This window comes from Streptomyces sp. TBY4 (assembly GCF_024213195.1).
Lineage (GTDB): Bacteria > Actinomycetota > Actinomycetes > Streptomycetales > Streptomycetaceae > Streptomyces.
The window spans coordinates 171,711-197,589 of the sequence record NZ_JANAVF010000010.1 but is presented as its reverse complement, the minus strand read 5'-3'; the positions used below and the strand labels follow the sequence as shown (position 1 = coordinate 197,589).

At 74.0% G+C, this 25,879-nt stretch carries 18 protein-coding genes; 9 read left to right on the top strand and 9 right to left on the bottom strand.

The features are described 5' to 3' along the window. The first annotated feature begins 136 nt into the window (after window positions 1-136). From NLX94_RS24150 to NLX94_RS24140, 3 genes are all read left to right on the top strand, one after another. Window positions 137-1,324, top strand: coding sequence for a CdaR family transcriptional regulator (locus tag NLX94_RS24150; protein WP_254385113.1), 1,188 nt, complete (start codon window positions 137-139; stop codon window positions 1,322-1,324). 363 nt (window positions 1,325-1,687) lie between these two features. After that, the gene (locus NLX94_RS24145) at window positions 1,688-2,536 is read left to right on the top strand and encodes a dienelactone hydrolase family protein (RefSeq protein WP_302170417.1); all 849 of its coding nucleotides are present in this window, start codon (window positions 1,688-1,690) and stop codon (window positions 2,534-2,536) included. Between the two features lie 95 nt (window positions 2,537-2,631). Next, on the top strand, window positions 2,632-5,538 hold the full coding sequence (locus NLX94_RS24140) for a LuxR family transcriptional regulator (protein WP_254385112.1): 2,907 nt from the start codon (window positions 2,632-2,634) through the stop codon (window positions 5,536-5,538). Window positions 5,539-5,613: 75 nt separating this feature from the next. Here the strand turns inward: NLX94_RS24140 and NLX94_RS24135 are convergent, their stop codons facing one another. Beyond that, window positions 5,614-6,018 (bottom strand): transglycosylase SLT domain-containing protein, encoded by a 405-nt coding sequence (locus NLX94_RS24135; RefSeq protein WP_254385111.1) that lies wholly within the window; start codon window positions 6,016-6,018, stop codon window positions 5,614-5,616. Window positions 6,019-6,521: 503 nt separating this feature from the next. Between NLX94_RS24135 and bla the strand changes: the two genes are divergently transcribed. Next, entirely contained in the window at window positions 6,522-7,466 is a 945-nt protein-coding gene (bla, locus tag NLX94_RS24130; protein WP_254385110.1) for a class A beta-lactamase, read from the top strand. Window positions 7,467-7,515: 49 nt separating this feature from the next. On the opposite strand, the gene NLX94_RS24125 is transcribed toward bla, so the two are convergent. After that, window positions 7,516-8,421: a D-hexose-6-phosphate mutarotase gene (locus tag NLX94_RS24125; RefSeq protein ID WP_254385109.1), complete on the bottom strand. Its 906-nt coding sequence runs from the start codon at window positions 8,419-8,421 to the stop codon at window positions 7,516-7,518. 135 nt (window positions 8,422-8,556) lie between these two features. Here NLX94_RS24125 and NLX94_RS24120 point away from each other — a divergent pair, with 135 nt between their 5' ends. From NLX94_RS24120 to NLX94_RS24100, 5 genes are all read left to right on the top strand, one after another. Continuing rightward, a complete protein-coding gene (locus NLX94_RS24120) occupies window positions 8,557-12,321 on the top strand; it encodes a hypothetical protein (protein WP_254385108.1) in 3,765 nt (1,254 codons plus the stop codon). 132 nt (window positions 12,322-12,453) lie between these two features. Then, complete coding sequence (locus NLX94_RS24115; protein WP_254385107.1) at window positions 12,454-13,383, top strand: hypothetical protein; 930 nt, start codon at window positions 12,454-12,456, stop codon at window positions 13,381-13,383. Between the two features lie 58 nt (window positions 13,384-13,441). Continuing rightward, window positions 13,442-14,128 (top strand): DUF4230 domain-containing protein, encoded by a 687-nt coding sequence (locus NLX94_RS24110; RefSeq protein ID WP_254385106.1) that lies wholly within the window; start codon window positions 13,442-13,444, stop codon window positions 14,126-14,128. A 321-nt stretch (window positions 14,129-14,449) separates the two neighbouring features. Then, entirely contained in the window at window positions 14,450-15,700 is a 1,251-nt protein-coding gene (locus NLX94_RS24105) for a 2-isopropylmalate synthase (RefSeq protein ID WP_254385195.1), read from the top strand. Between the two features lie 13 nt (window positions 15,701-15,713). Then, window positions 15,714-16,379, top strand: a complete 666-nt coding sequence (locus tag NLX94_RS24100) for a hypothetical protein (RefSeq protein WP_254385105.1) — start codon at window positions 15,714-15,716, stop codon at window positions 16,377-16,379. Window positions 16,380-16,385: 6 nt separating this feature from the next. Here NLX94_RS24100 and NLX94_RS24095 read toward each other — a convergent pair whose 3' ends face one another. The 7 genes from NLX94_RS24095 to NLX94_RS24065 all read right to left on the bottom strand — a co-directional run bounded on the left by NLX94_RS24095 (window position 16,386) and on the right by NLX94_RS24065 (window position 25,781). Then, a complete protein-coding gene (locus tag NLX94_RS24095) occupies window positions 16,386-17,450 on the bottom strand; it encodes a WD40/YVTN/BNR-like repeat-containing protein (protein WP_374684019.1) in 1,065 nt (354 codons plus the stop codon). Window positions 17,451-17,567: 117 nt separating this feature from the next. Then, a complete protein-coding gene (locus NLX94_RS24090) occupies window positions 17,568-18,266 on the bottom strand; it encodes a beta-glucanase (protein ID WP_254385103.1) in 699 nt (232 codons plus the stop codon). 88 nt (window positions 18,267-18,354) lie between these two features. After that, window positions 18,355-19,986 (bottom strand): bifunctional 3-(3-hydroxy-phenyl)propionate/3-hydroxycinnamic acid hydroxylase, encoded by a 1,632-nt coding sequence (locus NLX94_RS24085; protein WP_254385102.1) that lies wholly within the window; start codon window positions 19,984-19,986, stop codon window positions 18,355-18,357. Continuing rightward, the gene (locus tag NLX94_RS24080) at window positions 19,983-21,128 is read right to left on the bottom strand and encodes a VOC family protein (protein ID WP_254385101.1); all 1,146 of its coding nucleotides are present in this window, start codon (window positions 21,126-21,128) and stop codon (window positions 19,983-19,985) included. The genes NLX94_RS24085 and NLX94_RS24080 overlap by 4 nt, the downstream gene beginning before the upstream one ends. Before the next feature lie 23 nt (window positions 21,129-21,151). Then, the gene (locus NLX94_RS24075) at window positions 21,152-23,077 is read right to left on the bottom strand and encodes an acyl-CoA synthetase (RefSeq protein ID WP_254385100.1); all 1,926 of its coding nucleotides are present in this window, start codon (window positions 23,075-23,077) and stop codon (window positions 21,152-21,154) included. Continuing rightward, window positions 23,074-24,033 (bottom strand): fumarylacetoacetate hydrolase family protein, encoded by a 960-nt coding sequence (locus NLX94_RS24070; RefSeq protein WP_254385099.1) that lies wholly within the window; start codon window positions 24,031-24,033, stop codon window positions 23,074-23,076. The genes NLX94_RS24075 and NLX94_RS24070 overlap by 4 nt, the downstream gene beginning before the upstream one ends. Window positions 24,034-24,197: 164 nt before the next feature. Next, entirely contained in the window at window positions 24,198-25,781 is a 1,584-nt protein-coding gene (locus NLX94_RS24065; protein ID WP_254385098.1) for an MFS transporter, read from the bottom strand. Between the last annotated feature and the right edge of the window lie 98 nt (window positions 25,782-25,879).

Below are 25,879 nucleotides of genomic sequence, written 5' to 3'. Positions count from 1 at the left end.
GCCGGGGCGGGCGTCCACGGGCAGAACCGGAATCGCTGCCGATGACCAGCCCGGACAGGGGCGTGTTGTGCACGAGCACAGACCTGTCGTGCGGGCCCCTTACGGCGGCGGAGACGGGGTGACATCCTCAGCGGCCATGGGTGGACGCAGAACGCGCACGGAACAGGAGTGGTCGGTCCTGGTATCGGCGGCGGAGGTGCTGATCGCCGACATCCCCGGGCTCACCGACCAGCTCATCAGGGATCTGACGAAGCACTCCCCGCTGTTCGACCTGGCCGTTCCGCGGGACGAGCACTGGAGCCAGGTCAGCGAGGCCATGCACTACGGGATCGAGGCCTTCGCCGCGCCCCGGACCGGCCCGCGCAAGGACCTCGCGTACGCGGAGGAGCTGGGCCGGCGGCGGGCCGAGCAGGGACTGCCGCTGGACCTGCTGCTCTACGCCTACCGCAGGGCGGGCCGGCTCACCTGGGACGCGCTGCTGGACATCGTCACCGAGAAGGACCCGGAGGCGCTGCCCGTACTGGCCCGCGCGGCCGGGGCCATGTGGGCGGGGATCGAGCAGCAGGCGGCCGCGACCGCGGAGGCGTACCGCACCGCGGAGGTGGAAATGCGCCGGCGCAGCGACGAGCGGGCGCAGGCCCTGCTGGACGCCCTGCTGGAGGGGGACACGGCGCCGGCCCTGGCCGCCCAGGTGGCGCTGGCCCTGGACCTGCCGGAGCAGGGGCGGTACGCGGTGGTGGTGCTGCCGGCCGACCGGGGCGACGCGGTGCACCGGGTGGTGACGGCGGGCGGGATGCGGCTGTTCTGGCGGATGCGCACGGAGCGGGAGCTCGCCGTGGTGGCGCTGGGCGACTCCTCGCCGGCCGATCTGGCGGCGGAGCTCGAGGACCGCTGCCCGGGGCCGGGCGGTATCAGCCCGGTGGTGGACGGACTGGCCGAGCTGGGCCGGGCCCGGCGGCTCGCGGAGACGGCGCTGCGGACCTGCGGGCAGGACGAACGGGTACTGGTGCAGCTGGCCGACCGGCTGCCCACGGCCCTGGTGGTGCGCCAGCCCGAGCTGTCGGCGGAGCTGGTCCAGGCGGTGCTCGGCCCGCTGCTGGACCTGGACCCGGCGGACCGGGCGATGCTCCTGGAGACCCTCGACGCCTGGCTGTCGGCGGAGGGGTCGGCGGGCCGCGCGGCGAGCCGCCTGTACTGCCACCGCAACACGGTCTTCAACCGGCTGCGCAGGCTGGAGCACCTGACGTCGAAGTCGCTGTCCCGCCCCCGGGACCTGATCGCGCTGACCCTGGCGCGGGACGCGTACCGGCTGTCGGGCGGCTGAGGACGCCGACCGGCGGGCGGTCCGCCACCTACGAAGCCGGTACGTCCGGCGGCGCCCCGGTACGTCCGCCGACGTGATCGGGGCTTCCCTCGGCGAGACCGGTGATTCCACCGATGTGCGGTCGCGGGGTGCGCCGTGACAGTGGTCCGGCCAGCGACAGCGGCGGGAACCACCGTCAGGCGGCACGGACCTCGGCGCACAGCCGGGTACCGGCCACCGCCGGGACGGCTCCGCCACGACCGAGAGGACGACTCCGTCGTGCAGCAGGAACACACCGAGAACACCCACCAGGCCGCCCCCGACCACGGCGCCGTCGACAGCCCCGCCGGCGGCGGAACGCGGCTCCGTTCGCTCGTGGCCGCACTGGCGGCGCTCGTGAGCATCGGCGCACTCGCCACGTTCACGGCCTCCGGGGCGCAGGCCGCGGCCAACCCGTACGAGCGCGGCCCCGCGCCGACCACGTCGAGCATCGAGGCCCTCCGCGGCTCCTACTCGGTGTCGCAGACCAACGTCTCCTCCCTGGTGGTCACCGGCTTCGGCGGCGGCACCATCTACTATCCGACCTCCACCGCGGACGGGACCTTCGGCGCCGTGGTGATCTCACCCGGCTTCACGGCCTACCAGTCTTCCATCGCCTGGCTGGGCCCGCGCCTGGCTTCCCAGGGCTTCGTCGTCCTGACCATCGACACGCTCACCACCCTCGACCAGCCCGACAGCAGGGGCCGCCAACTGCTCTCCGCCCTGGACTACTTGACGCAGCGCAGCACCGTCCGCACCAGGATCGACAGCAGCCGGCTCGGCGTGATGGGCCATTCCATGGGCGGCGGCGGCACCCTGGAGGCCGCCAAGAGCCGGCCCTCGCTGCAGGCGGCGATCGCGCTCACGGGCTGGAACACCGACAAGTCCTGGCCCGAGATCCAGACGCCAACCCTGATCGTCGGGGCCGACGGCGACACGGTCGCACCGGTCCTCACGCACTCGGAGCCCTTCTACACGAGCCTCCCCGGCTCGCTCGACAAGGCGTACCTGGAACTCAACAACGCCACGCACTTCACCCCGAACAGCTCGGACACCACCATCGCGAAGTACAGCATTTCGTGGCTCAAGCGGTTCATCGACAACGACACCCGCTACGAGCAGTTCCTCTGCCCGGTGCCGAGCCCGAGCCTGACCATCGAGGAGTACCGGGGCAACTGCCCCCATACCTCCTGAGCCTGACCCGGCAGGTGGGAGGCCCGTACGCTGCGGCCTCCCACCTGCTGCGTCCGGTCTTCCGCCCCTGTTTCCACGGCAGTAACCTCACCGGCGTGACCGGACACACAGGTGTGGACAGTCCTTGCCGGATATACGGCCGGACGACCGAACTGGCCGCGGTGGCAGCCCTGTCGGACCAGCTCCGGCCCCAACGAGTCGGAGCGCTCCTGCTCGCGGCGGAGCCGGGCCTGGGCCGGAGCACGCTGCTGGCGGGGGCCGCCCGGGAGTTCACGCTCGGGCCCGTCCTGCGTCCCCGACCCCTCCCCCGGAACCTCCGGCCCTACGACGGCCTGCGCGCGCTGCTGGGCGAGGCGGCCGGAGTGCGGGGCGCGGCACCGCCGCCGGTCTCGTTCGGAGCGGGCCGGACGGACGAACTGCCCACGCTGTTGAGGCAGCTCCTCCCCGGGGGAGAGCCGCTGCTCGTCTGCGTGGACGACGTACACCTGTGGGACGCGCCCTCGCGGGCCGTTCTCGGCGCCGCCGCGCGGCACCCCGACCCGGGACGCCCGATCGGACTCCTGCTCTCGTTGGCGGAACACCGCGCGGAGGAAACCGAGTTCACCGGGTGGACCGTGGTCCGTCTCGGCCCGCTGGACGACAACGCGGCGGCCGCCCTGCTCCGCGACCTCACCGGGGGGTGCCTGGATCCCGCCGTGCGTGTGGAGTTGCTCTCCGAGGCCGAGGGAAATCCCGCCGTTCTGACGGCCCTGGCCCAGCGCCTGACGCCGGATCAACTGGGCGGCCGACGGCCGCTGCCCCGCCCGCTCACGGACGGTGGCGCCCTGTGGGCCACCTTCGGGAGCCGCCTCGCCCCGCTGCCGCCTCCCGCCCGGCAGTTCCTGCTCCTCGCGGCGGCAGCGCAGGAGCCCGATCCCGACGCGGCGGGCGCGGATGCCTCCCTGGTCCTGCGCGCCGCCCGCAAGGCCGGACTGGACCCGGCCGCGCTGGACCCTGCCGAGGCGGCGAGGCTGGTGCACCACGACGGGGACCGCATCACCTTCGCGGGTTCCTTGCTCCGCCGGACCGTCTACTCCGGCGCGCCGTCCTCGCAGCGCCGGGCCGCCCACGCCCTGCTCGCCTCGGTCATCGACGCCGACCGCTTCCGTCTGCGCCACCTCCTCCACCTCGCCCTGGCCGTGCGAGGGCCCGACGCCGTCCTCGCAGCCGGCCTCGTCGATGCGGCCGCTCCCGGCACGCCGACGTCGGGCATGGAACGGTCGGCCGCCCTGTCCAGGGCCGCCGAGCTCACCGCCCACGGGGATGCCCGTACCGCACGCCTCACCGCCGCGGCGGACTACGCCCGCCTGTCGGGACATCCCCGCAGGGCGCACCTGCTGCTGGCGGCCACTCGGGAGGGCGCGTCCCCCGCTGCGGTGCAGGGCCGCACGGAACTCGTCCGGGGCAGCATGGCCTTGCGGGACGGCCCGGTCGGCGACGCCTACCAGGCGCTGCTCATGGCCGCGGAGCGCCTCGACCCGACCGACGCGGAGGCGGCCCTGGAAGCCAGGATGGAGGCGATGGACGCGGCGTGGGCCGCGGGCGACGCCGCCGCCTGCATCGCGGCCCTCGCCGAGGCCCCGCTCGCGGCTCCACCACGGGACTCCGCCTTCGCCTACGCGCCGACGGGGCCGGCCGACCCGTTCTCGCCGGTCCGGCGTGTGGTGGCGTCCGTACGATCCGGCCCCCATCCGTATCCCCAGACCCAGACCCAGTCACAGCCACAGCCACAGCCCGCCGCCGCTCCTCGGCATCCGATGCTCGACTACCGAGCGGGGCTGCGCACGGCGATCGACGGGCACCTGTCCGAGGCCGAACCGCCCCTGCGCCGGGTCCTCGACCGTGCGCGGCACGACGACGACCCCACCCGGCTGCTGCGGGCCGGGGTCGCCGCGCTCGTGCTCGGCGACATCGCGGCGGCATGCCGGACCAATGCGCGGGCCCTGGCCGTGTCCCGGTCGCGGGGGCTGGCCTCGCTCACTCCGCGGATCCTCGAACACCTCGCGTACGCCGAGCTGCGGGCCGGTCAGCACGCGCGGGCGCGGGCCCACGCGCAGGAAGGTCTCCGCGCCGCCCACCGGGCGGGCCAGCGCAACGTGGCCGCCGGTCAGCACGCGATCCTGGCCCTGGTCGCCTCGGTCGAGGACGACGCAGCAGCCGTCGCCGCGCACGCCGGAGCCGCCGTGGAGATCGCACGCCCGCACGGGCTGCTGCAAACCGTCACCCTGGCCGAGTGGGCCTCGGCGCGCGCCGACCTGTGCCGCGGCCGGCCCTTCGAGGCCGCCGCCCGGCTCGGCCCGCTGACCCGGCCGGGGCCCGGGCGCGGCCACTTCGCCGTCCGCATGCTCGCCCTGCCGTGCTTCGTGGAAGCGGCCGTACAGTCAGGGGCCTCCGCGGAAGCGAAGGCGGCCGTCGAGGAGTTCACCCTCTGGGCCGCCCAGGGCACCGACCCGCAGGCACCGGCTCAGTTGGCCCGGTGCCGCGCCCTGATCGCCCCGCCGAACGACACGGCCGACGCGCTCTACTCCCTGGCACTGGACCTGCACGAGACGGTGCACGGTGACTTCGAGCGGGCCCGCACCCAGTTGCTGTACGGGAAGTGGCTGCGGCGCCGGCGCCGTCCGGCCGAGGCGAAGAACCGGCTGCGGGACGCGCTGGTCACTTTCGAGCGCTGCGGGGCCCCGGCCTGGGCCGATCAGACCCGTGCCGAACTGCGGGCGACCGGTGAGGCACCCGCCCCCGCAGCGGAGGGCGGGCTGGCCCTGCTGACACCGCAGCAATTGCGGATCGCACGCTGTGTGGCCGAGGGCGCCACCAACCGGGAGGTGGCACTGACCCTCTCCGTCAGCCCGCGCACCGTGGACCATCACCTGCGCAACGTCTTCGCGCTGCTCGGAGTGCGTTCGCGGACGGAGCTCTCGCGGCTGGTGGACCGCGCCGAAAGGGGCGGAGCGCGGCCGTGAGGGATGGGGGCATGCAAAAGCGCCCGGCCGGGGGTACCGGTCGGGCGCTTCGTGTCTTCGTGTTCCGCTGGTGGTTTAGTACCAGTGGTTGTTCTGCCAGAACGTCCAGGCGCCCGCGGGGCTGCCGTAGCGGGAGTTCATGTAGTCCAGGCCCCACTTGATCTGGGTGGCCGGGTTGGTCTTCCAGTCCGAGCCCGCGGAGGCCATCTTCGAGGCCGGGAGGGCCTGGACCAGGCCGTAGGCGCCGGAGGAGGCGTTCGTCGCGGTGTAGTCCCAGCCCGACTCGTGGGACACGATGTTGTTGAACGCCGCGAACTGGGCCGGGTCCTTGATCATCTGCTGGGCGATCGCCTTGGCGCTCATCGGGGCGGCCTGCGCGGGAACCGCGGCCAGCATGGAACCGGCGACGCCCAGGGCGAGGACGGTACCCGCGAGGGTCTTCTTCGAAGCGGCGATGCGGCGGATGACGGCGTTGGACACGGACTGACCTTCCGAAGGGGACAAGGACGGTCACAGGCACGCCGGAGACGTGCGTGAGCCACTCACGCGGAGGAGAGGGGATCGGCGGCGGGAGCAGGAGAACCGGGTGTGAACCCGGGGGATCTCCGTCCGCCCTGCGACTCATCCAGTTCTACGGGGGTAGACGGCGTCTGGCAACGACCCCTCTTACTAGTGGTCCTCGCAGCCGGGGAGGAACGGCCCCCGAAGACCCGGGCAAGCATCCGCGCAGGTGAGAGGCGGCATGAAGGGGTGCATATGGGATGCTTAAGGACTACTATCCCGGTTCGTATGTGACCTAGGTCCTGTGGGGCGGGTCACCGCCGGGAGGCCCGGATCTCACCCTCCGTGGCCGGTCATGTCCCTTTCCGGGGAAGGTTTCGGCGCCGGTCCGGCCCCCGGATCGAAGGTCACGGGCGCGTCGAAGGCCGCATTCGCACGGAACCCTCCGTTTCGCGCCACCGCCGGAGAGGAAGGGGAGGACCGTGAACACCACAGGGAAGACCCCGTCCCGGCGCGCCCTGCTCACCCTGGCGGCCGGAGGCGCGCTCGCGGCCTCCCTGCCGGCGGGCGGGAGCGTCTCGGCCGTCGTACCAGCCGTATCCGGCGCCCCCTCCGCCAGCGGCCCGGTCGCCCGTCGGCTGGCGGAGCTGGAACGGGAGCACGACGCCCGCCTGGGCGTCTACGCCCACGACACCGCCACCGGCCGCACCGTGCAGTACCGGGCGCAGGAGCGCTTCCCCCTCTGTTCGGTCTTCAAGACCCTGGCCGTGGCCGCCGTGCTGCGCGACCTCGACCGGGACGGGGAGTTCCTGGCCAAGCGGGTCCACTACACCGCGCACGAGGCCGCCGCCTCCGGTCACGCCCCGGTCACCGGGCGGCCCGAGAACCTCGCCCGGGGGATGACGGTCGCGGAGCTGAGCGATGCCGCGATCCGCTTCAGCGACAACGCCGCGGCCAACCTCCTCCTGCGCGAGCTGGGCGGCCCGGCCGCCGTCACCCGCTTCGCCCGCTCGACCGGGGACACGGTCACCCGGCTGGACCGGTGGGAACCGGACCTGAACAGCGCCGAGCCCTGGCGGGTCACCGACACCACCACCCCGTACGCGATCGGGCGGACCTACGGGCGCCTCGTCCTCGGCACCGTGCTCGGAGCGGCGGACCGGCGGCGGCTCACCGGCTGGCTGCTGGGCAACACCACGGGCGGAAAGCGGCTGCGGGCCGGCCTGCCGGACGCCTGGTCCGTCGCGGACAAGACCGGCGCGGGCGCGTACGGCACCAACAACGACGTGGCCGTCGCCTGGCCCCCCGGCCGGCCGGGCCTTGTCATCGCCGTCCTGACGACCCGGCCCCACCCCGGCGACCCGGCCGACGACCTCCTCATCGCCCGGACCGCCGCGCTCCTGGCCACGGCGCTGACCGAGAGCTGATCCACACCTGAGCCGCCGGCGGGTCGTTTCCGGCCGGAGTCGCCCGCTCTCAGCCCTCCGACATCCGCAGCTCCACCGCCAGCCGGCCCGGCCTCCCCTTCTCCGCCACCAGCGGCCGCCCCACCCGGGCGGTCTCCGCGCACAGGAAGTGCCGGTGCTCCTGCGGAGCGAGATCGGCCATGCCCCGCGCGAGTTCGGCGCCCGGGTTCCACACCACCACGTCGCTGTGGTCGTGATGGGTGAGGGCGACGACCCTGCCCAGCACCTCGTCGCGCACCGTGGTGACGGGCGCCGGCGCCGTCTGGAACCGCTCGACGTGGTCCACGGGGGTCAGCGTGCCGTCCTCTTCCTCGTAGCGGCGCCGGGTGAGCCCGTCGGTGTGTTCGGGGCCGAGGCCCGCGAGGTGGGCCCGGCCGAGGTCGCCGATCCGTACGTAGGTGTGGAGGGCGGCGGTGGTGGTGTGGTCGCCCCGGTCCTCGATCTCGATGAGGCAGGTGTCGGTCAGGGTGTACCGCGCCACGAGGACGAACTCCTCGGGCCACATCGCGAGGGTCGCCGGCGAAGGCCGCAGCGTGCATTCCACGACGACCCGGTCCGCCTCCTCCTCCCACGCCGTCAGCTCCCAGTCGCTGGTCCGCGCGAACCCGTGCGAGGGCGAGCCCTCGGGGCCGTTCGGGCCGAACCACGGCCAGCACAGCGGGACGCCGCCGCGCACGGCGGTTCCGCGCCGCCACAGGCCGGGGTCGGCGGACCACAGCACGCCGGGATCGCCGGGACGGGCCGCGGCCGGGCGCCAGGTGACGAGCTGTCCGCCCTGGAGGCTCAGACAGGCCTGTCCCGCGCGCGGGTGGTCCACGACGAGGACGGGGAAGTCCGCGTACCTGCGGCGGGTGAGGGACGGGGAGAGCTGCTCCTCGACGGGCAGGGTCCGGAACTTCTCGAAGATCTGATCCATGCCCCCGACCTTGCTGCACGGCATCGACCCGGTCAAATCACCATGGTTGGGGAGATTTGTTCTCTTCGTGGTGCTTGTGGCCGGTGTCCTTCAATTGCCTCGCTCCTCGTCCACCCCTTGTTGCACGATGGCCGCATGAGCACCTCCCCGCAGCCCCCGCACCCTTCAGCCAGGCCCGGTCGGGAGGCCGCGGCACGGCTCCTCGCCTCGCTCGCTCCGCTCGCTCACCGCGAGCGGATCCGCGCTGCCGTCGCCCAGGTGCGTGCGCTGCCCCCGGCCGAGGTGCCCGGTCTGCTCGCGGAGCTCGCCGACCCCGCCCGGCACGTGCCGGAGACCCGGGCCACGGCCCTGATCTGCGCACGCTCCGTCCCCTGCGACCCGGCCCACGGTGAGCGGCTCGCGGACCTGCTCGTCGCCGGACTCACCGACCCGCACGGGGCCGTACGCGTCCAGGCGCTGGCCGCGCTGCGCACCGGCCGCATACGTCCGACCGCCGAGGTCCTGGTGACCGACCGGGTCACGGCCGCGGCCAGGGAACAGCTCGTCGCCTCCCTCCACCGCGCCCCGGGCTCGCTCCCCGATGCCCTGATCGACTCCGTCCGCGCGACCTGGGGCGACCGCGAGGCGGCCCGGCTGCTGCCCGCCTGCTCCCCCGCGACGGTACGGCGTCTGCTGCCGGAGCTCCGGCACGCCCTGCATTCCTGGCTGCCGTTGGCGCGCCGGGTGCCCGAGGTCGTGTACGAGACGGTCGTACGGGAGGCCGAGGCGCAGGCACCGGCCGCCCGCGAGCTCTGGTGGCTGCTGGCGGCCCGCGACCCGCTGGCCGCGCTGGCGCAGGTCGACCCGGGCGCGACGCTGGACCTGTTCGAGCGGGTCGGCCCCGAGCGGCTCCCGGCCGGGCTGGTTCCGCACCTGCCCGCGTTGGTCGCCCACCGGCCCCGGCTCGCGGCGCGGTTGTGGGGGCAGGGCCGTCTCGTCCTCGCGCCGAGGACCCTGTCCGGCAGCGGCGCGCGCCGGTTCGCCACCGCCGTCCCCGAGGACGAACTCGTCGCAGCGGTGCGTGCGGCGGCGGTCCCCGCGCCCGTGCTCGCGGTGCTCCTGCCCGCGCTCCCGCCAGGTCGGCGCCGGGCGGTGCTCGACGCGGTCCGGGCGGAAGAGGGCTCCGCAACCGCCGGCTCCAACGCCTCCGCCGCCTCCGAGACGGCGGTGCTCCCGGCCGAGCTGATGCGCCTACTGCCCGCCCGGGACGCCGCGCCCTTCGCTCTCCACGCCCTCGAACGGGCGCGGACCCGGGGCGCCGAGCCGGTCGAGCTGCTGGCGCTGAGGGCCTTCCTGCCGTACGAGGACGAGGCCGAGGCGCTCCGGGCGGACACCCGACGGGCGGACTCCGACGGGCGCGCGGCCGCCTGGCGGGCTCTGGTGCACGCGGCCGCGCGGGCCCGGCGTCCGGAGGTGACCACCGAGGTGCTGACGGAACTGACCCGCCTGCGCTCCGAGCAGGACCCGGTGCGCCAGACCGCCTTGGGCGCTCTGAGCGTCCTGCCCACGTGGACTTTCACTGCGGCCGCGGTGCCGGCGCTGGAGCGGATCGCCTCGGACGCGCTCGCCGCGCGGGACCTCTCGTACGGCACGCTCGCCGCCCTCACCCGTCTCGCGGGCAGCCTGCTGCACACGACCGCGGACGGGACGCGCTCCGCTGCGGAGCCCTCCGGAACCGGGGATGCCGCGCTGTCTGCGCTCGCCGCGTGGGCGGTCCGTACGCTGGTCCGCGCCGACGGCCCCGACACGCCCGGCGGCGGGTTCGGCAGGTTCGTGACGCAGGCCCTGCGTACGGAGCCGCCGGCCGCCGCGGCCCGGGCGCTGCTCGACGCCGTGCGTCCCGTGGTGACGGAGTCCCTCGATGCGGGCGATCCCGTCCCCGCGCTCTCCCTCGCCGAGTCCCTTTCGCCGGACCCGCGTTGGGAGCGGGCCGAGCCCTGGCTGGCGGAGGTCGTGGAGCGGATCGCGCTGACCGGCGCGCGCGGGCCGGCGGAACGCGCCTGTGTGCTGTGGCTGGCCTCGGCGGGTCCGCGTGCCGAGCGCATCCGCACCCTGCTCGCCGCGGATCCGTCGGCCGTCGTGCTGCCCCGTGTGGTGGAGCTCGTGGCGCGGCAGGCCGACGACTTGCTGCCGGCATTCGCCTCCACGCCACTGGACTCGCCTCCCCGCGGCCGCTTCTACGACCCGGAGCGGATCGTGGGCGGGTCCCTGCGGCAGGTCCTGCCCCCGGTACGGGCCTACGCGCACCGGTGGACCGACGCGACGTGCGCAGCTGTGGCCGACTGGCTCGCGGCCGGGCTGCGGGCCCGGGCGCATCCGGAGCGGTCCCCCGGTGACGTGCTCCTGCGGGAGCTCGCGGCGGTGCCGGGCGGCGGCGGGCTGGCGGCGGTACGGGAGGCCGCGGAATCGGAACACGTACCGACGGCCGAGGCGGCCCTCGCCGCGCTGCCCGGCGCCGACCGGCCCGGCCTGGTCCTGCCCGACCTGCTCGCGCGGGCCGACGGCGAGCGGGCGCGGGTCGCCGTGTACGGGATCGGACGGGTCTGCGCGCACGTACCGCCGGCGGAACTCGCGGAGCGGTTCCGGCCCGTGCTGGAGCGGGCCACGGGCACGAAGGTGACGAGCCGCAAGGAGATCGTCCGGCTGGCGGCGGACCGGCTGCCGGCGGCGCTGGCGGGCGAGTTGCTGGTGGCGGCCTTCTCTGCGCCGGGGCAGCACCGGGACGTCCGGGCGGCGGCGGTGACGCGAGCGGCGCAGCTCGTGACGCTGGGGCCGGTGGAGGCGTGCCTCCGTACGACGGCGCGGGAGGGTTCGAGGGCGGAGCGGGAGGCGCTGCTGCGGGTGGCCCCGCTCGCCCTGCCGGCGGCGGCGCGGGAGCCTTACGGGAAACTCGTGGCCGAGGTGTGCCACCGGTTCCTCACGGAGGAGCCCGCGCACGGCGCCTCCCCCGAGGGCGCGGGCCGGGCCCCTGACGGGGCGTCCAAGGAGGCGCCCGACGCGCGGACGGTCGCCGAGGCCTGCCGAGTGCTGCGCCGTTGGGCCCTCGAGGTGCCGTCCGCCGTGGACGCGGGCCTGCTGTCGCGCCTGGCGGTCGAGCCCCGGAGCCACGCCGTCGTGTGGCGGGCCGCGGTGGAGGCGGTCGTGGACGCGGCACGGGTCGACCCGGACACGTACGGTCCGCCGCTGGAAGCGGTCACGGCGGCGCTGCTGGGCCGGTACGTACGGGAGGCCGGGGCGGACGCCCGGGCGCGGGGGCGGGGCGCGCCGGCCGAATCGGCGCAGCGGGACCCGCGCAACGCCCTGCACCGGATCGCGGTGCTGGCGGGGTGCCTCGAACGAACGGCCGGGCAGGGCCTGCCCGAGGCCTGCCGGCCCGTCTGGCAGCACGCGATCGCGCTGATCGCGGAGCAGGACGCGAGCCTGCGGTGGGCGGTGGCGGCCCGGACGGCGCTGTGGGACCCCGCCGTTCCGCCGGCCGAGCGGGCCCGGGAGCTACGGGCGCAGGCCCGGGCGGTACGCGACCGGCCGCTGCTCGCGGCCCGTACGGCGGTGGCGTTGGCCCGCCGCTCGCCCCGGGTCTCCCCGGCCGAGCTGGCGGAGGCGCGCGACGCGGCGCTGGCGACCGGCGCGTCGGGGCCGCGGTGGTTCACGCAGCGCCGGAACGGCACGCTCCCGCCCCGGGACGGGCTGTTCGCGGGCCTGTACGCGGTGGCGCTGGCGGAGGACCACGCGAGCCGGGCGTCGTCGACGGGCGGCGAACTCGGCCCGGCCCTCAGGGTGCTGCGAGACCTGCGAGCCCACTCCGTCGCGGAGGTCCGCGACGCGGCGGACGAGGCACTCACGACGTGGGAACGCACCTGAGGGGCCGCGCCCCTCTCTCACGACGCCGCAGGGGCCGTGCGGCAGTGGGAACGGGGGCCGGGGCCAAGGGCCCTGCTCGGGGGGACCATCGGCGGCTCGGGGGTGGGTTCCCCCCTGGCTAGGGTCGTAGGCATGACCACTCAGCGCATCCTCGACCTCGACCGCGACGCGCTCTCCGCCCTGCGCGGCCGCGATCTGACCCGGGCGGTGGCCGCCGCCGAGGGCCGGACCATGGTGGCCGAGGTCTTCGCCGAGCGCGCCGCGCTCTCCCCGCACCCCGACGGCCGCGGCGTGCACAACGCCGAGCTGGTCGCCGCCTTCGGCGCCGACATCGTCATACTCAACCTCATCGAGCGGGCCTGGGACGGGGAGCGTCTCGTCATGCCCGGACTCGGGACCTTCACGTCCTTCACCGATCTCGCCCGCCTGATCGGTCGCCCCGTGGGCGTGAACCTGGAGCCCGGCGACGTCCCGGAGATCCGCCGCGCCACGTCCGAGCACGCCCGGCGCCTCATCGACATGGGCGCCGCACTGCTGTGCATCACCGCCAACCCCGGAACGGGCGGCACCTACGACGGCATGGCGCGGGTCACCGAGGAACTGCGCAAGGGGCTCGGTGACGACGCGGCCCTGTGGTCGGGCAAGATGCACCACGCGGGCTGCCCCGAACGCGTCACCCCCGCACGGCTGACCGCCCTTGTCGATGCCGGAGCGGACGGCGTGGTCGCCCCGCTGCCGGGCACGCTGCCCGGCATGACCCGAGAGCTGGCCGCGACGGCCGTCGCCGCGGTCCAGGACGCGGGCGCGATCGTCATGGGCGCCATCGGCACCAGCCAGGAGGGCTCGCACGCGAACGTGGTGCCGCAGCTCGCCCTCAACGCCAAGGAAGCCGGCTTCGACGCCCACCACTTCGGCGACTCCTACCTCCCCGGCATGTGCGACCCCGAGGTCATGTACGCCTACTCGGTGGCCATCCGCGGCCGCCGCCACACCTGGAACCGGATGTCCTTCGCCCCCGGCCGCTCCGCCCACGCCGAGGCCGCACCGGGCGGCACCTGGTAGCCCCGGGCCTCTTCCGGCTCCGGGGAGTGGGGCCGCGCGCGTTGGGCATCCGCAGGACATGGACAACTCATCGCACGACGCGGAGCGCGAACCCGCACCGCGAAGAGAGCCGCGGCGGCTGCCGTGGTGGGGACGGGCCGTCGCCGGGCTGGCAGTGCTCGCGGTGGTCCTGGTCCTGGCCGGCCGTTTCAGTCTCCTGCCCGGCTTCGGCGACCTGTTCCGCGAGGACACCGTGGACCGCTCGGGGCCGGTCCTGCTCAAGTCCATCCAGGACATGCACCGTTACGAGGGGGCCGCCGGCAACTTCCAGGTCGTGGTGGACCTGGAGAAGGACGCGGCCTTCCTGCCGGACTCCGTCCGGGGAACGCGGACCCTCTACGTCGGAGCGGGCTCCGTCAGCGGTTACGTGGACCTGGGCGGGCTCGGCGAGCAGGCCGTCACCGTGAACGAGGAGCGCACCAAGGTTTCGCTCCGCCTGCCCCACGCCGTTCTCGGCACGGCGGCGCTGGATCTGGACCGTTCCTACGCCGTGTCCAAGCAGCGGGGCCTGCTGGACCGGCTGGGCGACCTGTTCACCGACAATCCGGCCGGTGAACAGGCCGTACAGCGCCTGGCCGTTCAGCACATCACGGAAGCGGCTCGCGACAGCGGGCTCGTGGAGCGCACCGAGAAGAACACCACGACGATGCTGGAGGGCCTGCTCCGCTCCCTGGGCTTCCGGGAGGTCACGGTCGGCTACGTGTGACGCTGCCGAACGCGCGGCTTCAGCTTGACGTCTGACGCAGCACCAGGGAAACGAAGCCACGGTGGTCGCCAGGTCGGCCAGGTCCCCGAACATCTCGACGGCCTCCGGAGCCGGCGTACCGAGTCGTCGTCGAGCGGGGACTTTATCGGGTGATCGACATGGGCGATCCCGGACGCATCTCCATTTCGATCACCGACTCGAACATCCGTGTATCGCGCAACCGGGGATGCCCCGCCCCGTACGATCCCTCCCAGTGGATCTCCACGGCGCACGCGGGCGCTCAAGTGCCGCGCTTGAAGGGGAGCTTGACCGTTGTCAGACGTGGACGTGGTGCGGGAGTCGGCACGGGCCGGACGGGTCGTGTTCTTCGAGGAGTCGGCGCGGGACGGCGCACAGGCGAAGACGCTGATGAGCGCCGACTTCCGGGTGCGGCTCGCCCGCGAGCAGGGGGCGGTGTTCGGGGCCGACGGCCCCCGGCACGTGGTCTTCGCCGCGGGGTTCCCCTCCGTGTGCGGTCAGGAATACGAGGCGACCCGGCAAGTAGCTCTGGAAGCACAGGAGTCGGTGAGCCCGTCCGCGATCTGCCGGGGCACGGTGGAGGACGTACGGCTCGCGCTGAGCGCGGTACGCGGTGCGGCGCACGGGCGGATCATGGTGATCGTGGCCGCCTCGGAGGCCACGGCCCGCGCCCTGGTGCACAGTGACGCCCGCACGGCCCTGGACCGGGGCCTGGACGTGGTCAAGGAGGCCGTGGACCGCGCCGACGGCACGGCGGTGGACGTGTGCCTGGTGGACGCGCCGCGCGCGGACCACGCCTTGGTGGCCGAGTACGCGGGCCGGATGACGGCACAGGGGGCGGCCACGATCGTGCTGGCCGACACGGTCGGCGACCTGCTGCCCGGCCAGACCCGGGACCTCTTCCGGCGGGTCGCCGCCGGCGCCGGTCGGGACACGGTCCTGGTCTCGCACCTCCACAACGACCTCGGCCTCGGCCTGGCCAACACCCTGGCCGCCCTCGAGAGCGGTGCGCGGGTCGCGGCCTGTTCCTGGCTGGGCATGGCCGAGCGCAGCGGAATGGTCGCCACCGAACAGCTGCTCTTCCTCCTCGCGCACGACCCGGCCAAGGCCGCGTACGTCCTGGGGCCCGACTGCGAGCCGTGGTGGACGCAGCCGGATCTGACGCGGCTGCCGGGCATCGCCCGGATGGTGTCCGCGGAGACCGGGGTGCCGCTCACCGTCACCACTCCGATCGTGGGCAGCGGGGTCGCCACGATCTCCACCGGAACCCCCTTCACCCACCCGCGGACCTTCCAGCCCTACGACCCCGAGCACCATTTGGGCCTCGCGCCGACCGTGGTGCTGACCCACCTCGCCAGCCGGCGCGTGCTGCGCGCGGTCGCCGAGCGCCTGGGCCACCACCTGGATCCGGACCGGACCGGCGAGGCCCTGGCCTGGGTCAAGGACCGCGCCTACCGCCTGAACCAGGCCGAGGTCCCCGACGCGGACTTCGGCGCGTACCTCGAAGCCCTCACCACCGCCACGCCCACGCCAACGCCCGCACCCGCACCCTGATCGGACTCACCGCATGTCGGACACCCGCCTCCCGGACACCGGCGCCGCCGCCGACGCCTTGCGGGCCGGAGGGGCCGTCATCCTGCCCAACCCCAGCCCGCTCACCTACGTCGTCGCCGCCACCACTCCCGGGGCCGTCAACGACGCGAAGGGCCGCCCGACCGGCCAGGAAGTCGCCCTCTGGGTCCACGACGACGCCGTCTGGCACGACCTCGGCACGGAACTGGCCCTGCCACCGGCCGCGCTCCGCACCGCGTTCGCCCTGCTGCGCGAGGAGCGGGTCACGCTCCTGGTGCCCGTACGCGCAGACGCGCGGCCGTCGCCCTGGACCGGACCCGCCCTCCGCGACGGCCACCTCCTGCTGTTCGGCGCACACTGGGGGCCGCTGTCCGCCCTGCTGACGGGCTTTCCGCAGCTCTACGTCAGCAGCGCCAACCGGACCGGGCAGCCCCCGGCGGACACCGCGGCCCGGGCCACGGCGATGTTCGGGCCCGGCATCCCGGTCGTCGACGCCGACGCACTGCGCCGCCCCGGCACTCCCCACGCGGCCACCACCATGCTGCGCATCGGCTCCGGCGGAGACCTGGCGCACGTCCGGCGGGGAGTCCAGGACCAGGCACACGGCCCCGAACCCGAGGCCTATCTGGCACACCTGCGGGCGGCGCACGGCGGCAGGTGAGACCGATCAGCCCCGGCGCGCCCGTTCCAGGCGCCCGACCCGCCCCTTCTCCCCCGACGCCCAGCAGGCGCCGTCCGCCGTACAGGCGACCGTGTCGAAGGAACCCGGGTCGAGCGCCCGCCAGGTGCGACCGCCGTCCCCGGTCACGTCCGTGCCCGTCGGGCCCACCGCCAGGGCCGCGCCGGCCCCGTACGGGAACCAGGCCGCGCCCGAACGGTAGGCCGGCGGCGGGGTCGACGCCGGGCGCCAGCTCCGGCCCGCATCCGAGGACACGGCCGCGGCCTGCGGGGAGGCCTGCCCGGTGCGGTAGTCGCCGCCGACCGCCAGGCCCTTCGTACGGTCCCTGAAGGCGAGGGCGAAGACCCCGCGCGCCGGGTCGCCCCCGGGGAGGGTGGACTCGGCCGCCCGCCAGGTCAGGCCGCGGTCCGCCGAGTGCAGCACCCGCGCGACCGCGCCCCCGCCGGTGGCCAGCCAGACGTCGCGCGGCCCGGCGGACACCAGGCACTGGCCGCTCGCCGCGAACCCCGCCTCGCCCGGCAGCGCGTCCGGCATCCCGGCGTTCGGCAGCACCCGCCAGCTGCGGCCGCCGTCATCCGTGGACAGGATGCGGAACTTGCCGTCCACCGGGTCGCTCATCGCGAGCCCGTGGCGGGAGTCGAAGAAGGTGAGGCAGTCGTAGAAGGCCCGCGGGTCGGGATTGCGGAAGGTCTCCGTCCAGGTGGCGCCGCCGTCCTCGGTGCGCAGCACCCGGGAGGCCTCGCCCTCGCCGATGGACAGGGCCACGGCGCGCCGCGCGTCGAAGGCCTCGATGTCCCGCAGCTCCAGTCCCTCCGCGACGGCCCCGGGCGGTGAGACGTCGCGCCAGCTGCGGCCGCCGTCCGAGGTGCGCAGTACGGTCCCCTTCGAGCCGGCCACCCAGGCCGTGGACCGGCTCACGGCCGCCAGTCCCCGGAAGCGGGCGTCCTTGCCGGTCTCCTTCAGTGCCCAGCGCGCACTGCGGAGGTCCCGTGACCCGTCTGCGGCCTGCGCCGGGGCGGCCACCACCCCCAGCAGCAGAGCCGCCGCGCACATGCCAACTCCCAGAAGTCTCATGGCGCCGGAAGCTAACGCACCCCGGATTCGGCGTCCAGGGCGTGTCCCGGCCACCGCCTGCCCCTCGGATCCGGCCGCCGCCGCTGCGTCGCCGCTCTAGAACAGCCCCCGGAGCGTCCGGTACACCCGCAATTGCGCGACCTCGTAGGACAGCTCCGCGACCCCGGACTCCGGCGCCGGGTGGTACCGGCCCGCGCAGACCGAGAGGTTGACGATGAGGTAGGCGGACCAGCGACGGCCCACTCCCCTGCCGTCGCTGAAGACCCGGTCGCCGTTGACCCACCAGACGACCGAGCCCTTCCCGAACTCGACCTTCACGTCGATCCACGCTCCGGGCCGGACCGCCGGGTCGCGGTGGTAGCGGTGGGCCTCCCGGACGTGGTTGGAGAGTTCGAGGAGGTCGGGGTTGTCGGGGTGGTACTCGAAGACGTCGATCTCCTGGCCGCCGTCGCGCCAGGTCCAGATGGCGGGCCAGGCGCCGAGCTGTACCGGCAGCTTCACCCGGGCCTCCAGCACGTCTCCGGTGCGCACTTGGAAGCCCTCGTCACTGCCCTCGGTGGTGAGCAGCCCGCAGTCCCAGTTGCCGTCGGAGCGCGGTGTCGCCCGGAAGACCCCGCCACGGCTGTAGGCGGGGTCGTCGGTGAGGTGGTCGAGCTTGTTGTCGCCCGGGTTGACGGGGCCGCCGTCGGGATAGGCCCAGGAGCGGCCGGCGATCCACTGGGTGGGCGAGGTGAAGTCGGCGGTGAAGACGGGAGTTCGGCGTGGGCGGGGCAGGACCCTCAACCGGTCGATCATGTCCGAGAGCATGCGGGCTATCTGCCCGCCAGGAGCCCCCGCACACCTGGATTCTCACGCATCGCGACCGCGCGAACACTTTGCGTTCCTACGCGGCGGGGCCGGGCGGTGCCAGTACCCGGGCCCACGCGTGCGCCGACTCTACGAGCGACTCCCCCTCTCCGTGCTGGGCGGCGAGCACCACCCGGTCCGGGCGGAGCAGGACCGCGCCTCCGCGGAGCCAGTTGCCGAGCGCGCCCGTGGTGTCGATCGCGTACGAGGTGTTCGCGGTGCCCGGACATGCGGCGCCGGGCGGGAGCACGGTGAGGATCCGGGCGGGCACGGCACGTGCGAGACGGTCCTCGCCGGGGGTGAGGGGTCGGCAGGCGAGGAGCGCGAAACCGTCGCCGAGCAGGTCGTCGAGGCGTGCGGGGCGTCCGTCGGGTGTACGGATCGGGGGCTGGGGCGCGAGGTCGCCCGGGCGCGGGCCCCGTGTGGGGACGGGGGTTCGCCCGGCGAGCGTTCCTCCGCGCAGGGCGGGGCTGAGGGTGGCCGGCACGGCGCGGGCCGGCAGCCGGGCATGGCGGCCGATCGCGAGACCTGCGCGGCGTGCGATCCGGGCGGCGGGGTGAGCGCTGGTCATGGCCCCGCCGATGAGGACCGCGGTGCGGACCAGGTGCACCGCGTGCGGGCGGCGTTCGCTCTCGTAGGTGTCGAGGAGGGATTCGGGGCTGTGCCCGTTGAGCACCCGTGCGAGTTTCCAGGCCAGGTTGTGGGCGTCGCGCAGGCCCGCACCGAGGCCTTGGCCGATGAAGGGCGGAGTGAGGTGGGCGGCGTCGCCGAGGAGGAAGGCGCGGTCGTGGCGCCAGCGGTCGGCGACCTGCGCGCGGAAGGTGTAGCGGGCCGTGCGGACCACATCGAGATGGCGCTCGGGGATCGGCCCGGTCCACGGCGCGAGGAGCCGCAGGGTGCGGACACGGTCCGCCATGGCCGCTTCGGCTTCCTGGTCGGCGAGGCGGAACTCCCAGCGGTAGCGGTCCTCGCCGATGCGCATGTAGGAGGCGGGGCGCGCGGGGTCGCACACCTGGTGTACGCCGTCCCAGGCGGGGAGCGGGACGGGACACCGGACGTCGACCACGAACCAGTGCTGAGGTGTGCCGAGGACCTGCGACCGGGAGCCGATGGCCCGGCGGGTCAGGCTCGTGGCGCCGTCGCATCCGAGGACTGCGGCGGCGTGCAGGGTGCGTTCGGCCCCGGTGGCGAGGTCTTTGACGCGCAGGGCTGCGGGACCGCTGGTACCGGAGGGCGGCAGGGTCAGGCCGAGGACCTCGGTGTTCCCGTGCAGGCGTATCGAGGGGTGCTGTTCGAGCAGGTCGCGGAGGGCTTCTTCGAGTTCGGGCTGGTCGAACATGTTGGCCTGGGGGTATCCGTGGGCTCCCGTGGGGGCATCGCGCAGGAACCGGGCCAGGACGCGGTGCCGGGAGTCCACGAGCTGCATGCCGAGGGCCGGGCGACTGCGGGCGGCGAAGGGCTCCGCCGCTCCGACGGCCTGGAGGATCCGCACGACCTCGTCGTCCATGTGGACGGCGCGGGGCAGGGGGTAGGGGGCCCCGTGTCGCTCGAACACCTCGCAGGGCACGCCGTATCGCCCCAGCAGGAGGGCTGCCACCAGCCCTACCGGGCCCGCTCCGATGACGGCGACCGGGCCTGCCGCCCGGCGTTCGCCGGGGAGGCGGGTCATGAGTTCATGGCTTTCATCAGGGCGGTCAGCCGGGCCGGGTCGAGCTCGTTGTCCTGGCGCAGGGCGGTGAGCACGGTGCGCAGCAGGGCGGGTGAGGGGGTGGCTCCGAGGAAGTCCCGGGTGGCGGGCGGTCCCCACTGGGCCAGTCCCGAGGCGGACATGGCGGCCCAGCCGGGTTCGAGGGTGTGGTCGAAGAGGTCGCCGTCGGTGAAGTGCTCGACGAGGAAGCGGTCGGGGTCGCGCCAGTAGTCGAAGATCTGGCTGCCCTGGATGTGGCGGCCGATGCCCCAGGAGCGGCGGTAGCCGCGCTGGGCGAGGTAGGTGCCGCCGGCCGCGAGGGCGTCCAAGTCCGCGACCTGGTAGGCGGAGTGGACGTAGCCGGTGTCGGGGCCCAGGTGCAGGGCGAGGGTGTGGTGGTCCGCCGGCAGGCTGCCGCGGTCGCACCGGAGGAAGGCCATGGTGGGGCCGCGCTCGCGCTGTCCGTCGAGGTGGAGGAAGTCGCTGACGATGAGGCCGAGGTGGTGCAGGTACCAGTCCAGGGCGCGCCGGAAGACGGGGGTGGAGAGCACGAGGTGGCCGAGGCGTTCGACGCGGGCCGGCTCCAGGGGCGGTCGCTGGGTCACGTTGATCCGTACGCGGCTTCCGCCCGAGTTGAGCGGCAGCGGCTGCTGGACGGGAAGGGCCGGGTGGTCGGTGACGCCGTGGACGACCCGGACGGGGATGCCCGAGGGGTCCAGGAGGTCCACCGCGCGACCGCCTCCGTATTCGTGGAGCGCGTGGACGCGTCGGCCCGTGGCTTCGGCGAGGCGGTCGAGGTCGGAGTGGTCGGCGGCGAGGAAGGCCGGGCCCAGGAATCGGGAGACCGGGCCTTTGCGGATGACGAGGCAGTGCGGTCCGGGCAGGGTGGCGCGCAGGTAGAGGGCCCCCGGGGTCCGGGCGGCGACGGCGAAGCCGAAGTCCCGGGCGAAGGTTTCCGCCCGCTCCAGGTCGGGCTTGACGAACTCCAGCCAGGCCAGGTCGAGGACCTTGATGACGGGCTGCGGGTCCCGTCCGGGGTGTTCGCCGCGGCGGGCTCCGTCCTGGCTGTGCAGCCCTTGGTGGGGATCCGGCGGGGTGGGAGTGGGAGTGGGGTTGGTGGTCATGGGTGGCTCCAGACGGGTGGCGCTCAGCGCTCGGTGAAGGTCCAGTCGAAGGTGTACCGGCCGAGGGCGGCGGCGATCCGGTCGGCGTCGGCGATGTCGGCGGGCCTGGGGACGGTGACCGTCAGTCGTGGTCCGTCGAGGTGGCAGCGGACGCGGTCGGGCCGGCAGGGCAGGCCGATGGCGGCGAGTTCGTCGAGGGCGGTCTGCGTCAGGGTGCGCATCCGCAGCGGGACTTTGGTGGGCTTGCCCACGGCGGTGACCGGCAGGCTGTCCAGGACGATGACGTCCTTGGGCACGGCTGCCTTCTCCTGCAGGAAGGTCCTGGCGTGCGCGATCAGTGCGCCGGATCCGGTCATGGCCTCGGGCGCGCCCGGGGCGAGGGTGACGTAGGCGATGGGGACCTCGCCGGCGTGGGGGTCGGGGCGGCCCACGGCGCTCGCGCCGGTGACGTAGGGGTGTTGCAGGAGGGCGTCCTCGATCGCGGCGGGGTCGATGTTGTGTCCGCCCCTGATGATCAGGTCCTTGGCGCGGCCGAGGAGGTGGATGAACCCGTCCTTGTCCACCCGGGCGAGGTCGCCGGTGTTGAGCCAGCCGTCGCGCACGGTCGCCTGGCTGTCCAGGCGCGGGCCGGTCGGGCCGTGGCCGGTGACGTAACCCGGGAACACGGTGGGGCCCTTGACCAGGAGCACGCCCGGTGCGCCGTCGGGCAGGCTCAGCCAGTTGCCCTGGGTGTCGACCAGCGCGGTCCGCACCTGCTGGTAGGGCAGGCGTTGTCCGACGGACCCGGGGCGGCGGTCGGCGCCGGTGAAACTGCGGGCCGTGGCGCAGGTCGCCTCGGTCAGTCCGTATCCCTCGCAGAGTTCGATTCCGGTGTTGGCCGTGAAGGCCGTGCGGACCGTGTCGGGAAGGGCCGAGGCGCCTACGGCGGCGAACCGCATGGAGCTGATGTCCGCGTCCACGGAGACGTGTGCCAGGACGGAGTAGACCGTGGGAACCGCGGACATCGCGGAGATCCGGTAGCGCTCGATGATCTTCCAGATCCGGCTGTAGAGGGCCGGTTCCCGGTAGCCGAGCGGGCCCGCCCACACCACGTGCTGGCCGCGGAGCATGGGGGCGATGAGGGTGACGACCAGGGCGTTGACGTGGAAAAGGGGAAGTCCGGCGAACACGGTGGAGTCCTCGCCGAGGAGGGAGTTCGCCGCGATGCTCCACGCGTCGACGACCTGGTTGGCGTGGGTGTGCGCGGCGAGCTTCGGGGCGCCGGTGGTGCCTCCGGTGTGGAAGAGGGCCGCGAGGTCGCCGGCCGTGGGCGGCTGCGGATGCGCCGCGTCCGGGAGTCCGGCCGCTGCGGCGTCGAGGTGGCCGACGACGGTTCCCGGCAGGGGTTCCAGGCGGGGGCCGGCGCCTTCGGCGCCGGTGGGCCTCAGTGCGTACAGGGCGGTCGCGTGCAGTTCCGCGGCCACGGTGCGGGCGGTGGCCCAGACCTCGGGGTCGAGTTCTGGTCCGGCGGCGATCAGGACCCGGGCCCGGGCCCGTTCCAGCAGCCGGGTGATGTGCTCGGCGGGGAGGTGCGGATTGACCGGGGCCGCGAGGCCGGTGGCCTGGGCGGCCAGGAACGCGGAGGGCAGCAGGGCGGTGTTCGGGGACAGCAGGCCCACGGTGACCCCGCGGCTGACGGCGTGGGAGCGGAAGAGAGCGGCGATGCGGTCGACTTCCGCGCGCAGGTCGGCGTAGGTACGGGTCCTTCCCGATTCCCAGGCGTCGGCACCCGGCAGGAAGGTCATGGCCGGCCGGTCGGGCCAGAGTTCGGCGGCCCGGGTCAGGACGGCGTAGGTGGAGGCGGGCAGGTTCCGGTCCGCCAGCGCCACCTGTTCGATCGCGGCGAGCGAGCTCGGGGTGGAGTACTCCGGCCACAGGAGGTCCGGGGGCGGGAGCGGGGGCGTGGTCATGCGCGTTCCTTCGCGGTCGCGGCGCGGACCGGGGTCCGCTGGGTGCCGAGGTCCAGGGATTCGTCGGGGGCGGCGATGGAGGTCGTCACCATGTCGCCGGGCTTGAGGTAGGCGGGGTTCCTCTCCTGCCGGGCGAAGAAGGCCCGCCACTTCTTCGCGGGCGGCAGCAGGGAGCCGATCAGTTCGAGGGCCTTGCCCGGGGAGCGCAGGGCGGTCCCCCCGGGAGTTCCCGTCAGCAGAACGTCTCCGGGGGCCATCGTCTGGAACCGGGCGAGTGCGGTCAGCGCACGGTCCGGCTTGGTGATCATGTCGGCGGGCGTGCTGTCCTGGCGGACCTCGCCGTTGACCGTGCAGAGCAGACGCAGGCGGTCCAGGCTCGCGAGGTCCTGCTCGTCGACGAGGACGAGGCGCGGGCCGAGCGGGGTGAAGGTCGGGTAGGACTTGCTCTCGTAGAACTGGGTCTTGGGCAGCTGGAGGTCGCGGGCGCTGATGTCGTTGGCCACGACCAGGGCCGCGATGTACCGCGGCAGCGAGCCGGGCGTGACGTCGCTGTTCAGGGGGAGCGGCGCCCCGAAGACCAGACCGAGTTCGACCTCGTAGTCCAGGAGCCGGACGTGCTCGGGGCGGACGATCTCCGAGGCCGGTCCCGTCACCGATCCGGAGGCCTTGCGGAAGAACGCGGTGGGGACCAGGTCGGGGTCGAATCCGGAATCGACCGCGTGCGAGCGGTAGTTCACCATCTGGGCGACCACGCGGCACGGCGTGGTGACCGGGGAGAGCAGCTCGCGCGGGCCGGGCTCCTCCCAGCCGCCCTCCGCGCGGGAGGCCCGCTCGACGGCAGGACGGTCGGCCAGGAGCTCGGCGGTGGTGGCGGCGTCGGTCTCGACCGGACGGATCCGGCCGTCGGCCCGCTGGACCCACCAGCCCTCATGCGTCCGGACAACGGCTGTGCTCATGGGATTCTCCTGCTCGGAAATGGCCAGGGGTCCTCGGACGGACCCGGCGAGGGGGCACGCACGCGATGAGCAGGCGCGCGGCACGCCGGATCGGCGTCCCCTGAGGCGGCGGATGCCTCCCCCGACTTAATTGATGAAAGCATCAGTCTTGACCGATCAATCTGTCAACAGTGCGCTTCTGCGGATGACCCGACAGCCTGCGGTTCCCCGTCCGGGCCCGCGGGGCTCCGATGACGGGCCGGGGCGAAGACCAGGCAGGCGACGGCGGCCACGGCCAGGATCACGGCGATGACGCTCATGGCGTCGGTGAAGCCGTTCATGAAGGCGTCGCGCACCCCGTCGGCGAGCTGCAGTCCGCGCTCTCCGAGGCGAGAGGCGACCTGGAGCCCTCCGGCGGCGGAGTGGCGCACCGTTTCGGCGGCGTCGGCCGGGAGCCCGCGGATGATGCTGTCGGGGAGGGCGGAGCGGTACTGGGAGGAGAAGACCGAGCCCATGATGGCGATGCCGACGGCGGAGCCGACCTCACGGGTGGTGTCGTTCATGGCGGAGGCCACGCCCTGGCGGTCGGGGCCGAGGGAGTCGACGATCGAGCTGGTTCCGGCGGAGCCGATCAGGCCGATGCCGAGCCCTGCGACGACGAGGGCCACGAGGAAGGCGGGGTAGCCGCTCCCGGCATCCAGGAAGGTCAGCCAGAACATCCCGCCGGCCAGGCACAGCAGACCCACGGGCAGCACGGTCTTGTAGCCGAGCCGGCGGACGAGCCGGGGCGTGATCTGCGAGGTGGGCAGGACCACGGCGGCGACCGGGATGAGGGCGACGGCGCTCTTGAGGGGGCTGTAGCCGAGGATGAGCTGGAGGAACTGCAGGCCGACGAAGAAGAACCCGAAGACGGCCATGAACTGGGTCATGATCGCGATCGTGCCGGCGCGGAAGCCGCGCAGGAGGAACAGGCGCGGGTCGAGGATCGGGTGGCGGCTGCGCAGCCCGAGGGCGACGTACGCGATCAGGGCGAGGGCGGAGACACCGAAGGCGACGAGGGCTTCGGGCCGGGTCCAGCCGCGGTCGCTGCCCTCGATGATGCCGTAGACGAGGGTGCCCACCATGAGCGCGGTGGCCACGGAGCCGCCCCGGTCGAAGGGCTCCGGCGTGGAACTCCTGGTCTCCGGTGCCAGGAACAAGGCCGCCAGGGCGCAGACCAGCGAGGTGGCCGCACTGACGACGAAGATCGACTTCCAGGTCCACTGCTCCAGCAGACCACCGGCGACCAGCATGCCGATGATGGCACCGGCGGCGGCGAATCCCGACCAGGTGGCCACCCCGCGGTCCTTCTTGTCGGCCGGGAAGACGGAGGTGATCGTGGACAGGGTGCCCGGCATGATCATGGCCGCACCGACGCCCATCAGGACGCGCCAGACGATCAGGTGAGTGGTGGAGTCGGCGAAGGCGGCGAACAGGGCCGCCACCCCGAACACCAGATTGCCGAGGATCAGCATCTTGCGGCGGCCGAACAGGTCGCCGAGCGCGCCGAAGGGCAGGACGAGCGCGGCCAGGGCGACGGTGTAGCCGTCGGCTATCCAGGTCAGCGAGGAGTTCGAGGCGTCGAGGTCCACGGCGAGGTCCGGCAGGGCCAGATTGAGCGCGGAGACCGACGCGACGACCAGGACCAGCGACAGGCACATGGCGAAGAGAACGCCACGGGTGCCGGCGCGGCCCACTCGGAGGGGGGTGTCCCCGATTACAGGCTTCATGGGATCCATCGTAACTGAGGTATTCATCAGTTACGATTTATCCATCATTCAGGAGGAGGGGATCAGGGGCCACAACGCGACGAGCGGGTGGAGTCCAC